Origin of the sequence: Erysipelothrix tonsillarum DSM 14972 (genome assembly GCF_000373785.1) — a bacterium.
GTDB classification, from domain to species: Bacteria; Bacillota_I; Bacilli_A; order Erysipelotrichales; family Erysipelotrichaceae; genus Erysipelothrix; species Erysipelothrix tonsillarum.
Genome location: NZ_KB892377.1, coordinates 718,298 through 731,061 on the forward strand (window position 1 = coordinate 718,298; position 12,764 = coordinate 731,061).

A 12,764-nucleotide genomic window follows, 5' to 3' on the forward strand; every position below is an offset into this window, starting at 1 on the left:
TTAGTAGACTGATTTAAATGGCTTACCGCCACCGTCGTAATAACGACTAAACATTTCATAGTATTCTAAACGTAATGTTTGAATACCAACAATGAGACCTTCTAAACCGATAACGAAAATATTACCGAAGATCACAATTAAAATTCCGGCACTTCCTGCCATTTCATTAAGCGTCATTACAACACTCATCATCCCTGCATGAGAAAGAACGAATCCACCAACACGCAAGAATGACATTGTATTCGCAATAAAACTTAATAGGACTTCAAATAATTCAAAGAAACTTTCAACAAGGTAACCGCCCCAGCCATCATGTGGTGAAGCACTCATCTTGTTCATTAAATTTGATAACGGTTCTTTAAATAAAATCATTAATAACGGTACCACAATGAATACAAGAATCGTTAATGTATTTACGATTTGAACACCTTGTGAATTTAATGCAACGGCCGCCATTATAAAACCATAAAACATTAGACCAGCAATTCCATTTTGACTGTAGACTGCGCTGGTAAAATCTTTTTTCTTAAATGAGAGCACGATGTTGATGCAAATCGATGTAAGAATCAAAACCACACCAAGAGCAACAGTTGTTAATAATAACGACATCGTGAAATCAGGACTGGTTACATGAATTGGTAAGCCTAGTGGTGCGAGCAATGGTTCTAAAATTTCTTCATTGCCAAAAAACGATCCGTAAATAACACCAAAAAACATTGAAAAGAAACCAATTCTTACTGCAACATCACCCAGCTTAATTCCCTTTTTCTTAGAGAGCAAATAACCACCGAGAGCAATTACAAATCCTTGTCCCAAATCACCAAACATTATTCCAAACAAGAGACAATATGTAACTGCAAAAAATGGTGTCGGATCAAATTCCCCATATTTAGGCAATCCGTACATTTCAACAAAAGATTCAAACGGTCGGGAAAACCAACCATTTTTCAATCGTGTTGGTGGTAATAAATCCTTCTGGGTCGTTGCTTCAAAATCAAGAACTTTCATATCTTCCGCAAATAACGATTTAAAAATATCTAATCGTTCCTCTGGGATAAAACCAACAATCACGGCTTCTTGATTATAGATTGTAATATATTTGTAATATGCCTCTTTTAATGATTGTTCTTTAACATAACCGTATATGTTATCTAGTAAAACTGAACATTCTTTTCTCAAATTATCATCCGCACCTACTGGTATCGCTAGTGGCTCAAAGAATAAAGATTCAAACATTTCTGTTAAATGCATTTCATCTTCTTCTAAACAAATCCATACAATCCAACCATATTGCTTGGTTCGGTGTAACTCTGTAAAAACAAACCGTTCATCATTATGTAATGTAATTTTAGACAATGAATTTGTAGGGATTCGGCCGAAATGAACGCGAATAAATCCTTCTTCAACACTATCCATTGGGTACTCTCTTAATTTTTTGAGAGCTATCTTATCATCATCGTTTAAACTTGATAACGATGATTCTTGACGGTGAAGTGTATTGTAGCGCTGTTCTGCTTCTTGTAATGCTTCTTCAATCTGAGCGACTGAATATGCTTGATCATAATGATCCGTTAAATCTAAATGCAAATCGGTAACAATACGTTCACAACGCGACAGATAACTATCGTAAATACGATCATTTGGATAAATTAATCCACCGTCTCCATCCTTCACAACTTCTGTTGCAAGTTCTGGGTGAAAATTTGGACATGTCATAATATTATTAATCATAGATAATACGTTTTTAGGATCGGTAGATACCATAACAAGTCTCATTTTTTCTATTGCCACTTAACCACCTCCTAAACAATCAGCAACTTAACAATTTCTTCAGGGCTCATTCGATAGCGAACGCCCTCTACCACATCGATAATATTCTCTATTTCTATTTTTAATAAAAACATATAAGAGAATAAAATTACATCTGAATTCGTTGTAAATCGCATCTTTTTCTTTAAAATACGATAACGAATCATATCAAAATAATACTCTATATGACGATTTCCTTCAAAATCCTCATAATTGCCGTATGGCGTATCCTTAAATGCTTCTAAAAATTCATCAGCATTCATTGTACGTATCCATTCGTGTAATTGGTTTTCCGAAATATAATGCGGTTCATAATGAACGCGATTGATTATTTCTGTCGAAGTCATATTAAAGAATTTTTTCATTCGATAAACATTCGAGATATTCTCAAGTTCGATATTAATTCGGAAAACTTCCAATAACTCTTTGTTATCCGGTTCATGTCGAATCAATTCCAACATGCGTTGGTTGTAAAAAATCTTGAGACTATCTTCACACTTGGAGATATCCACAATTTCTTCTGTAAGGAACGCTAACGGCTTGTTATAAGCCGTATTCGACAAATAATTATAAACTTCTTCAAAACTTGTGCATTTTGCTAAACCATACACATCAAATGACATTAAATGATTTAAATCTTCCACAAAGTCTTCCACAAAATGACTCGTACCAGCATCGATTGCGTGCAAAATAAAAATAATTTGTGAAATTTCGACTTCGCGAACGTAGAATTCGTAAAAATGATGCTTGCTTGTTTGAATATAACGCATAAGGCCTAAAAACTCTATATGCGATTTTAGACGGATACGTTGTTCCAAAAAGCCACGATGAATACCCTTTTCATTAATTCCATCCAATACATCAGCATATCGTGTTTCATTTTTTAAATAACTAGCGATTGCTGGTATTTCTGGCATCTCAAGCATCGATCGATATTGTGCAGCTGTCAAATGTTGACTGTAAAACGAACGTGCCTTAGTAGACATTGCATAATCACTTGCCATCTACTGTAGTAATTCTTTCAAAAAGAATTTGCTCCCATTCTTTTCTGGCTACATTAAATCGCTCGTCCAAGTCTTTGACACGCTCGTTATATTCATGATCTGACATCGGCTTTAGGCGTTCATAGCGTGTATTTGACTCCTCTCGAATCTTAGAGGATTCAAGCTCAAATACTTCCGATAACGCAGTATCTATCGATTTTTTTAGTTCTTCAAAGTGTTCTTGATCAAATTCATTTGTCAACTCATGTTCATGAACCAACTGTTTTGCACTTTGATTTGCTTTCAATATTCGAAGAATGTGTTCATCCATAATTCGCCCTCCTTAAAAAGACAAAACTTATAATACTCCTATCAAAAATAAATTTCAATAAAATATTCCTTTTTTTGTTAAAACTTGGTATAATACACATTGTTGGAGAAATACCCAAGAGGCTGAAGGGGTCGGTCTCGAAAACCGATAGGAGTGAAAGCTCGCGAGGGTTCAAATCCCTCTTTCTCCGCCATATTAAATTAACCAATCACATACTTGTGATTGTTTTTTTTATTTAATGTGTACATTCTCATTTAAACACTTATAGGATTTTAAATCAACAGAGAAACCAACTTGTCATTTGAAATTGTAATGAAAAAGAAAAGACCCCGAGGGGTCTTTTACAATTAACGCATGTAGAACGGTTTCACTTGACGTGGTAACCCTTTTTCATCAAACATTACAACTGGACGACCCACTAATAGTGGTGCGATGTAATCATGAGCTTCTTGAGCAATTCCAGAGAATTCTGGTAAAATCCACTCAAGTGGGAAATTCTTCACATGGTTTGCAACATTACTTGCATCGGTTGCAAAGAATTCAACATCATACTCTTCAACACCTTCAACACGTTTTAATGCAACCATTTTCCCTGTGAATGATGGTTCCATTGAACGCATGTGTGCAGACATTCCGAGTTTGAATGATTCTTCCACATCAACTTTTGATTGTTCTGTAGCATGTGAACGTTGTGCATTACTTAAATCTTGAACCTTAGCACGTTCTGAAATCCCTGCTTCAAGGATCATTTCGCGTAAAGCATTACCTGCTCCACCTAATACTGCGTGACCAAATGTATCATTTTTTGATTCACCAGCAGCTAAGTAAGTTCCATCTTCATAACGAACACCTTCACTTACTACGATATAGCATTTATTTTTTTCATTAATATGTTTTTGAACTGTTTTTAAGAATAATTCTTTATCGAATGCTAGTTCAGGAAGAACTACCATATCAACAACACCTGATACACATGCACTAGCTGCTAACCAGCCAGCGTCACGTCCCATTGTTTCAAGAATAAATACATCTTGACGTGTATATACAGTACTATCTAACCATGTTTGGTAAGCAGTTGTAGCGATGAATTTCGCAGCACTTGCAAATCCTGGACAGTGATCGATAACCATGAGGTCATTATCAACTGTTTTTGGACATCCAACAAATTGGAATTCGGTGTGTCCGTTTGCTTCTGCATATTGTGATAAAGCATACACTGTATCCATCGAGTCATTTCCACCTACATAGAACATTGTACGAATATCGTGTTTTTCTAAAATTGCAAACAATTTTTCGAAATCTGCAACGTTTTCACGTTTTAATTTATAACGACATGAACCTAAAGCACTTGAAGGTGTTTGACGTAAAACATTGTTTTCGTCTTCACTCATGTGAGTTAAGTCTACAAATTTTTCTTCAAGAATTCCTTCAATTCCATGAAGACCACCTAAAACCACATCATAAATTGGATTTAATTGGTTTGCTTTAACGATACCTGCAACAGTAGCGTTAATTACTGATGTTGGCCCACCTGATTGAGCCACTAAACATTTAGCCATAGTAATATACTCCTTTATTTTTTACCAATTCCTATTATACACAATAATATCAAAATAGCCAAATAAGAAAGCGAATTCTAAGCGTTTTCTTCTAAGATTTCAGAAACCTCAGCCCATTCATTTTCTCGGTGCTTGATTGCATTATGAATTTCATCAATAGTTTGATTTAATTGATTCATTTTCTCATAATCATGATAATAATCAGGATTGAACCGCAGTTCACGATGAACTTCCAAATCCTCATAATACTCGATTAATTCTTCTTCGAGTTTCTTTTGTCTGTTTTTTAATTTTTTGATATTAACATATTCATCTTTATTATTTGCCTTTTGCTCGGTTACTTTCTGTTTTCCTTCATTAACAATTTCAGTCATAGACTTTTCGGTATGTTGAAGTTCGCCATCCTTAAGTAAAAGAATATCTGTTGCTAATTTTTCAATAAAATAACGATCATGAGACACAAATATCATCGTACCATCGTAATTAATCAATGATTTCTCAAGTGCTTCCTTACCTTGAATATCAAGATGATTCGTAGGCTCATCAAGTACAAGTAAGTTATCATGACTCAACATCAATTTTACAAGCGATAGACGAACACGTTCGCCACCCGATAAGACAGCAACCGATTTAAAAACTTCCTCACCTTTAAATAGAAATTGTCCTAATGCAGTCCTGATTTCCGTATGATCAAGTTCAGGGAAATCATCCCAAACCTCTTCAAGAATTGTTTTTTCCATTGAAAAATCAAGAAGGTTTTGATCAAAATAGCCCATTTCGATTTGATGACCCAATAAGATTTCGCCACCAAGGGGTTCAAGACGGCCTGCTAGGGATTTTAAAAGCGTCGACTTACCCGTACCATTGTCCCCTACAATGGCATAACGTCGTCCTCTGGAAAACGTTTGTGTAACCGTCGTTAATGGTTTATCGTACCCGACTGAGAAATCACTTAGTGTTAGGACTTCCTTTCCTCCGCGTAATCTTGATTTAAATTCAGCTTTAAATTCTTGGCTTTTTGAATCTTTTTTATCCAGGCGTTCGATACGATCTAAATACTTAATTTTTGATTGTGCAAAGGCAGCTTTATTTTTCTTATAACGAAACTTCTCAATCAAACCTTCGATGCGTTCTATTTCTTTTTGTTGATTACGAACTTTAATATTATGTCGCTCAATATCTTTTTCTTTTAAGGTAAGATACCCCGTATAATTGCTCGCATAGCGTGTCGCAACATAATCTTCAATTTCCACAACAACATTACACACACGATCCAAAAATAATCGGTCATGAGATACTACAACAACAGCACCATCATATGCATTTAGATAACCTTCAAGCCATTCAATCGTAGAAATATCCAAATGGTTCGTTGGCTCATCTAAAAACAAAATATCTGGCTTGCTGAGTAAAAGTCTCACAAATGCGAGGCGTGTCACTTGTCCACCCGAGAATGTTTCAAGAGAACGTTCTAAATCTTCGACCTTAAAATTAAATTTAGTAAGTAAGGTATTCACTTCAGTTTCAATTGAATATCCACCACGTCTTAAAAATTCGGTTTGGATTCGATCATACGCTTTTAAGACTTTGTCGCTGTGATCGGTTTTCATTACTTCTTCGAGATCGTTTAATTTAATTTGTAATTGTGTAATATCCTGATATGCTTCTGCAAAATATTCTTTAAGGAGAACTTTTTCATGAGTAACATGAATTTGCTCTAAGAATCCAGTGCGTATACCTGACTTCCAAAATACATCTCCTTTATCAAGATGTTCTTTACCTGATAAGACATTAAAGAGGGTCGTCTTCCCGACCCCATTTGCACCGATTAATGCAACTTTTTCATTTTCTTGAATTAATAAATTCAAATCTTTAAAAAGCTCTTGGCTTCCAAAAGATTTAAATGCACTTTTAACTTGAACTAGCATTTTCTATCACCTAAATTTTTTAATTTGGATATCCTAATTCAGTTAGGATGCCCTTTACTGTTGCTTCTACAATTTTTGTATACTCTTGCTTCCATGTATTGAAAGTTTCATCATCGTTCATGAACCCATATTCAATTACAATTGATTGCATCCCCTTGTTACTATCCGCAGCAAAATCGTTCAAATCCATATAAGTATCATCCATCAAACCCGCTCCTGTAAACCGTCCACCAGCCTCACGAATTGAGTCAACTGAATCAAATCCTTCAATCTTTTCAGGATGATAAACACCCGCCATACTTCTACCCGATGACCAAATTGATGGTTTTAAAGAAGTGTCATTAACAAGGTTTTTCATGATATTTGTCGCTAATTTATTCGACGTAAAATTCGAATACATTATCGTTGTTCCTTTATCTCCAGCGTATGGACTGTTTGGCAAACGCAACTGAATATAGTATTTCGCATCAACATCATATGCCGTTTTTAATCGGCCATTCGACCCGTTTAGAGATTTTGGTTTGTCGTTATCACGAGCAATCATTACTCGTAATCCTTTCGCTTCTAATTTCTGTTGAATTGCTTCAGCAGTACGGTACATTTCATCACTTTCAATCAAACCTTCACGCTCGCCACCATGATCTACTATTCCATTAGCGTCTTCAACTAAGCCTACAGGATCCAATACGATGTCATATTTGTCTTTGGGCGTTTCAACGGAAGAAACTTCTAGAAAAACGTAATTATCATTCATAACTTCTTTATCTTCGTTATTGAATAAATCCATATCTGCAATAATTCTTATTTTCTTTGAATAACCATCTTTTGAAACAGAATAGAAAACATCGTCTATTTTTTGTTCACTTCGAAGAGATAATTGATTCAACCCTTCAAGTATTTTTACTTGATAAAATCCATCTTCTAACATCTCCATCGGAATTTTATTGTCTAAATCAACATTCATCATGTAAACACTCTCTTCATTTTTACAGAGATTATTTAAAAATACCGTTTTCCCATCAAATGGATCTTGTTCATGAACCGCGTAATCTTTATTGTATAATCCTAAAGTCTGTCCATAAATACCATAATCTTTTAAATCAATCGGCGATAAATGTTCAATGGATTCAAGCATTTCTTGTGTTTGACTAAAATCCGTCTTACAAATAGAAAATTGTGTATTGGTGTCAGGATTTATAGGCTTATATAAATCATATACCGCATAACACAATAATCCGATTAAAAGAATAAAAGGAACTACAATTTTGTAGTTCACTTTTTTTCTTTTTTTTGGAACATAGTTTGATCTATAATCCATTATTACACCTAGTAATCTAAATGACGTGGCGTACGCGCAAATGGAAGTACATCACGAATATTTGTCATCGAAGTAATATACATTAAGAAACGCTCAAATCCAATACCAAATCCAGCATGTTTAACACCGCCGTAACGTCTTAAATCCAAATACCACTCTAGACTTTCTTTAGGAATATCCAGTTCTTGCATACGATTTTCAAGTACATCTAAACGTTCCTCACGTTGCGATCCACCCACAAGTTCACCAACATGTGGCACCAATAAATCACAAGCAGCTACTGTTTTTCCATCATCATTTAAACGCATATAGAACGACTTAATTTCTTTTGGATAATCTGTTATAAATACAGGGCCTTTAACAACTTCTTCACTTAAGTAACGTTCATGTTCTGATTGTAAGTCTGTACCCCATTCAACTTTATATTCAAAACGATCATTTTCTTTTTGTAATAACTCGACTGCTTCTGTATAAGACATACGTTTGAATTCACTTGATACAAGAGCATTTAAACGTTCAAGAAGTGTATCATCAATTCGTTCATTGAAAAACTTCATTTCTTCTGGAGCATTTTCGAGTACATACTCAATACAATATTTAACTAAATCTTCGATTAGATTCATATTATCTTCTAAGTCGGCAAAAGCAATCTCTGGCTCAACCATCCAAAACTCACTAGCATGACGTGCTGTATTTGAATTCTCAGCTCTAAATGTTGGGCCAAAAGTATAAACATCTCTAAATGCGAGCGCAAACGCTTCTGCATGTAATTGACCTGAAACTGTGAGACTTGCCTTTTTCCCAAAGAAATCTTTTTCGTAATCTGCATCTTCGCGCGTAGTAACTACAAATGCTTCTCCAGCACCTTCAGCATCATTTCCTGTAATTACAGGCGTATGAACGTAAACAAATCCTTGGTCTTGGAAAAACTCATGAATTGCCATCGACAGTACTGATCGAACTCTAAATACTGCCATAAATGAATTCGTACGTACACGTAGATGTGCAATTTCACGAAGATATTCATAACTGTGTCGTTTCTTTTGTAATGGGTAATCTGAGCTGCAAGCTCCCTCAAGTTTTACTTCTTTAACCTCAATTTCAAAAGGTTGTTTACCATCTGGGGTTGCTTTGAAAAGTCCAGTAACAGTAATTGCTGTTCCAGTATTATACTTTCCGATTTCATCATAGTTATCCAAACTCGCTGCGTAAACACATTGAGCACTTCTAAAATAGGTTCCATCATTAAGTTCAATAAACCCAACGTTTTTCCCTTTACGGTTAGTTCTTACCCAACCCTGCAATTGAACAAATTCGATTGCATCTACTTCAATTTCTGAGCCATATGACATTAAGTCATAACACTCTCGTATTGTTAAATATGAAATCATCTTTACACCTCAACTATTTTTAACGAATATTATTAGTTTGGAAAATTAATTCCTGAACTGTAGATACAACATCAACAGTTTTTACAATGACATGTTTTGGAACTTGAATATGCTCGCTTGAAAAATCAACAATCCCAACAATACCCAAATCAACAAGTTTATCGATTGTTTCTTGAACGTTTTTGGACACTGTAACAATTGCAATTCTACAACCTTTCGGCATTCTTTCTTCCAATTCACTCATATGATAAATTGGGATATCGGAAGCTTCCCCTAATTTGTTAGGATCAATATCAAATGCACACGCAATTTCACCAACAACATGATTCCAACGATTGTAATTCAAAATAGCACGTCCTAGATTCCCAGCACCCACTAAAATTAATTCTTCTTCAAAACTCACGCCTAATAAATTATCAAACGTTTCAATAAGTGTTTTAACATCGTATCCATATCCTTGCTTACCGAGAGAACCAATAAACGAAAAATCACGACGAATTGTTGTAGATTCAATATCTACAAATAATGAAAGTTCTCGAGATAAGATACGTTCAACACCCATATTATAGAGTTTTCTTAATGCTTTTAAATATATAGGGTACCTTTGCATAGTTGCTTTAGGTACATTAGATATATTACTCATGATATCACCACCGTGTAAATCATATCACAAAGTCAAGTTAGTTTAAATGTGAAAACTTTAATAAGAAATCAGTTGTTTGTTAGAAAGTGCCGAAATTTCACAATCTCCTCTAACACCTTTATCAAAGGCTATTTGACCCGCAATACCAATCATTGCAGCTTGATCCATGCAAGCCCAAAGAGGTGGAACAAGTATATTCAAATGCGGATATTTCACATTTAAATTNAATATTTGTTTTCGAACCTCTGAATTCGCAGCGACACCTCCTGCTAAAACGAGAGATTGATACTCGATTTGAGAATGCTCAAGTGCATATTCAACACGTGACATCAGTTCACCAACAGCAGCATGTTGAAATGCAAAAGCAACATCCTCGACTATTAAGTCTCTGTTATTACGCTCTTCACGAAGTGTTAACTGACGCACCGCAGACTTAAGCCCACTAAAAGAAAAATCGAGTGGATTTTCAGTTTTTACTTTTGGTAATTGATAATTAACTGTGCCTGTTTGAGCTAATTTATCAATAACAGGTCCTCCTGGATAACCTAATCCTAACAAACGTGCTACCTTATCAAAGGCTTCACCGACAGCATCGTCCTGTGTTTTACCAATTACTTCAAACTGATATTCGTCCGTCATCGATACTAACTCAGTATGACCACCAGAGATAACAAGGGCTAATAAAGGAAATTTCAATTCACCTACTAACTTGTTAGCATAAATATGACCTGCAATATGATGTACCGGAACAAGCGGTTTCCCCAAACTCCAAGCAATTGTTTTGGCAGCCATAACACCAACATGAAGTGATCCGATTAATCCTGGACCTTGTGTAAATGCAATTGCATCAACATCTTCAATTTGAATGTTTGCTTTTACTAGAGCATCCTTTATAACAATATTAATATTTTCAACATGCAGCCTTGAAGCCACTTCGGGAAAAACACCACCATATTGTTTGTGAATTTCAATTTGAGTGGATACAGAGTTGCTAAGCACTTCTATTCCATCTTTAATTATCGCGCAAGATGTTTCATCACAACTTGACTCTATAGCTAATATTAACATTTATAACACCTTTCTCATCACAATAGCATTTCTATTTTGCCCATAATAGCCTTTTCGAACCGAAAGATTCTCAAAACCAAAGGCCGCATATAGACTTAGAGCTCTGTGATTATTTTCTTCTACTTCTAATAGAACATTAAATACTTCAATACTTTGTGCCATCTTTAAAAGATGACTCATTAATTTAGTTCCAAAACCTTGGCCTTGGTAATTAGGGGAAACTGCAATTTGCAAAATATCACCCGTATCCTCAATTGCTCTTAAAATATAAAATCCAACGACTGAATCATTTGCTTGAATTACATATGCGAACGATAGTGGATTTAATATTTCATCTAAATATTGGACCTCACTCCAATGTGAAGTGAGAACAAGTCGATCGATATCATATATTTCTCGAATATCACTAAGTTCAGCTTTTCGAATCATTATTTTATGTAATCTGGAACTAAAAGATCAATATTCTCTTCCAAGATCCATGCGTTTTTTACGGAGAGTATATTTTCGATAATATTAGGTTCTATCTCTTCTTTTTCAAGTAAGTTTAAATCACCAAATAAATCATCCTGAATTATTTTTAACTCTTCGAGTGAATAGATACGTTCATCACGTACTAAACCATTCGATACGAACGCTCCAAAGACACGAGCGGAACGTGCATCAATGAAAGTAAACCCTGTTTTCAAGCCAGACAAAGACAAGAGAGTGTTAACCTTATAAATTTTTAAAGTATGATTTGCAAGCGCAAATGTCTTAGCAAATGTCATCCCAATTCGAAGGCCTGTGTAACTTCCTGGACCACTCGTTAGAACGACTTCATCGATAGACAAAGGCATCAAACCAGCTTCTTTAATGACCTCATCAACGTATGTTAATAAGAATTCAGATTGCTTTTTATTCATCAATGCTTGTTTTTTCGCAACTAACATATTATCAACCGCAACACCGACTGCAAGGTATTTATGCGATGTATCAATAATTAATGTATTCATTATTTTAGCTCCTCAATTGTAATTGTTCTTTCATTTTCATCATCATATTGAAGTGTGATTAGATAATCTAATTTAAAATCCAAATCATCTAAATATTTGCCCCACTCAAGAACTACTACATTTTCATCATCCATTAAATCAAAAAGACCGATTGCATCAGAGGAAACACCCTCTAATCGATATGCATCAATATGCTTAAGATTCAATCTACCATCATATTCCTTAAGAATTGTAAAAGTAGGACTGCTGATTGTCTCATGAATATTTAACCCTTTTGCAAGTCCTTTGGTAAAGGCTGTCTTTCCGACACCAAGGTCACCTGCTAGAGAAATTAAACATCCTTTAGACAGACTTTGACCAAATTCTTCTCCAAGTTTCATTGTTTCCATTACTGAATACGTTTTAAATTGTTTTTCCATTTTTATCACCATCCGAGTAATTATATCACACTTTTTACACAAATATACAAAAAAGACACTCTAAGTAGAGTGTCGAATTACCTGGCAATGAACTATCTTCACTAGCGCGTGGCTAGATATTGTCGCCGCTAAAGTGCTTAACTTCTGTGTTCGAGATGGGAACAGGTGTGACCACTTCGCTCAAATCACCAGATCATATTACATTAGAGAGATGAACTCTCAAAACTGAATAACAGAAACTTGATCTTTTTCGAATCGTTGTATCTTTTGTGATTAAAACCTCGACCTATTAGTATCAGTCAGCTCCACATATCACTATGCTT

At 35.0% G+C, this 12,764-nt stretch carries 12 protein-coding genes, 1 tRNA gene and 1 rRNA gene; 1 reads left to right on the plus strand and 13 read right to left on the minus strand.

Going from position 1 to position 12,764, the window contains the following annotated elements:
- Genes B096_RS0103350 through B096_RS0103360 form a run of 3 tightly spaced genes read right to left on the minus strand, consistent with a single transcriptional unit; the run spans position 1 to position 3,123 of the window.
- On the minus strand, positions 1-1,791 hold the full coding sequence (locus tag B096_RS0103350; protein WP_018579378.1) for a V-type ATP synthase subunit I: 1,791 nt from the start codon (positions 1,789-1,791) through the stop codon (positions 1-3).
- A gap of 11 nt (positions 1,792-1,802) precedes the next feature.
- Positions 1,803-2,813: a V-type ATPase subunit gene (locus tag B096_RS0103355; protein WP_018579379.1), complete on the minus strand. Its 1,011-nt coding sequence runs from the start codon at positions 2,811-2,813 to the stop codon at positions 1,803-1,805.
- Positions 2,803-3,123 (minus strand): hypothetical protein, encoded by a 321-nt coding sequence (locus B096_RS0103360; protein ID WP_018579380.1) that lies wholly within the window; start codon positions 3,121-3,123, stop codon positions 2,803-2,805. The genes B096_RS0103355 and B096_RS0103360 overlap by 11 nt, the downstream gene beginning before the upstream one ends.
- Before the next feature lie 104 nt (positions 3,124-3,227).
- On the opposite strand from B096_RS0103360, the gene B096_RS0103365 reads away from it, so the two are divergent.
- Positions 3,228-3,316, plus strand: a tRNA-Ser gene (locus tag B096_RS0103365).
- Between the two features lie 154 nt (positions 3,317-3,470).
- Here B096_RS0103365 and B096_RS0103370 read toward each other — a convergent pair.
- The 10 genes from B096_RS0103370 to rrf form a co-directional block, all read right to left on the minus strand.
- Entirely contained in the window at positions 3,471-4,682 is a 1,212-nt protein-coding gene (locus B096_RS0103370) for a diphosphate--fructose-6-phosphate 1-phosphotransferase (protein WP_018579381.1), read from the minus strand.
- A gap of 77 nt (positions 4,683-4,759) precedes the next feature.
- Positions 4,760-6,610: a ribosomal protection-like ABC-F family protein gene (abc-f, locus tag B096_RS0103375; protein ID WP_018579382.1), complete on the minus strand. Its 1,851-nt coding sequence runs from the start codon at positions 6,608-6,610 to the stop codon at positions 4,760-4,762.
- A 19-nt stretch (positions 6,611-6,629) separates the two neighbouring features.
- Positions 6,630-7,928 carry an N-acetylmuramoyl-L-alanine amidase gene (locus B096_RS0103380; protein WP_018579383.1) on the minus strand — a complete coding sequence of 433 codons (1,299 nt, stop codon included), beginning with the start codon at positions 7,926-7,928 and terminating at the stop codon, positions 6,630-6,632.
- Positions 7,929-7,936: 8 nt separating this feature from the next.
- The gene (gene asnS / locus B096_RS0103385) at positions 7,937-9,319 is read right to left on the minus strand and encodes an asparagine--tRNA ligase (RefSeq protein WP_018579384.1); all 1,383 of its coding nucleotides are present in this window, start codon (positions 9,317-9,319) and stop codon (positions 7,937-7,939) included.
- 19 nt (positions 9,320-9,338) lie between these two features.
- Positions 9,339-9,962 carry a redox-sensing transcriptional repressor Rex gene (locus B096_RS0103390; RefSeq protein WP_003774010.1) on the minus strand — a complete coding sequence of 208 codons (624 nt, stop codon included), beginning with the start codon at positions 9,960-9,962 and terminating at the stop codon, positions 9,339-9,341.
- Positions 9,963-10,019: 57 nt separating this feature from the next.
- On the minus strand, positions 10,020-11,030 hold the full coding sequence (gene tsaD, locus B096_RS0103395) for a tRNA (adenosine(37)-N6)-threonylcarbamoyltransferase complex transferase subunit TsaD (protein WP_018579385.1): 1,011 nt from the start codon (positions 11,028-11,030) through the stop codon (positions 10,020-10,022).
- Positions 11,031-11,459 carry a ribosomal protein S18-alanine N-acetyltransferase gene (gene rimI / locus B096_RS10050; RefSeq protein WP_018579386.1) on the minus strand — a complete coding sequence of 143 codons (429 nt, stop codon included), beginning with the start codon at positions 11,457-11,459 and terminating at the stop codon, positions 11,031-11,033.
- Entirely contained in the window at positions 11,459-12,022 is a 564-nt protein-coding gene (tsaB, locus tag B096_RS0103405) for a tRNA (adenosine(37)-N6)-threonylcarbamoyltransferase complex dimerization subunit type 1 TsaB (RefSeq protein WP_018579387.1), read from the minus strand. The genes rimI and tsaB overlap by 1 nt, the downstream gene beginning before the upstream one ends.
- Positions 12,022-12,441 (minus strand): tRNA (adenosine(37)-N6)-threonylcarbamoyltransferase complex ATPase subunit type 1 TsaE, encoded by a 420-nt coding sequence (gene tsaE / locus B096_RS0103410; RefSeq protein WP_018579388.1) that lies wholly within the window; start codon positions 12,439-12,441, stop codon positions 12,022-12,024. The genes tsaB and tsaE overlap by 1 nt, the downstream gene beginning before the upstream one ends.
- A 79-nt stretch (positions 12,442-12,520) precedes the next feature.
- A 5S ribosomal RNA gene (rrf, locus tag B096_RS0103415) occupies positions 12,521-12,634 on the minus strand.
- Positions 12,635-12,764 lie beyond the last annotated feature (130 nt).

What these genes read in the sequence shown, in the direction of transcription:
- B096_RS0103355 (WP_018579379.1), bottom strand. Translation starts at nt 2,813, where the DNA reads ATGGCAAGTGATTATGCAATGTCTACTAAGGCACGTTCGTTTTACAGT.
- B096_RS0103360 (WP_018579380.1), bottom strand. Translation starts at nt 3,123, where the DNA reads ATGGATGAACACATTCTTCGAATATTGAAAGCAAATCAAAGTGCAAAA.
- B096_RS0103370 (WP_018579381.1), bottom strand. Translation starts at nt 4,682, where the DNA reads ATGGCTAAATGTTTAGTGGCTCAATCAGGTGGGCCAACATCAGTAATT.
- abc-f (WP_018579382.1), bottom strand. Translation starts at nt 6,610, where the DNA reads ATGCTAGTTCAAGTTAAAAGTGCATTTAAATCTTTTGGAAGCCAAGAG.
- B096_RS0103380 (WP_018579383.1), bottom strand. Translation starts at nt 7,928, where the DNA reads ATGGATTATAGATCAAACTATGTTCCAAAAAAAAGAAAAAAAGTGAAC.
- asnS (WP_018579384.1), bottom strand. Translation starts at nt 9,319, where the DNA reads ATGATTTCATATTTAACAATACGAGAGTGTTATGACTTAATGTCATAT.
- B096_RS0103390 (WP_003774010.1), bottom strand. Translation starts at nt 9,962, where the DNA reads ATGAGTAATATATCTAATGTACCTAAAGCAACTATGCAAAGGTACCCT.
- rimI (WP_018579386.1), bottom strand. Translation starts at nt 11,459, where the DNA reads ATGATTCGAAAAGCTGAACTTAGTGATATTCGAGAAATATATGATATC.
- tsaB (WP_018579387.1), bottom strand. Translation starts at nt 12,022, where the DNA reads ATGAATACATTAATTATTGATACATCGCATAAATACCTTGCAGTCGGT.
- tsaE (WP_018579388.1), bottom strand. Translation starts at nt 12,441, where the DNA reads ATGGAAAAACAATTTAAAACGTATTCAGTAATGGAAACAATGAAACTT.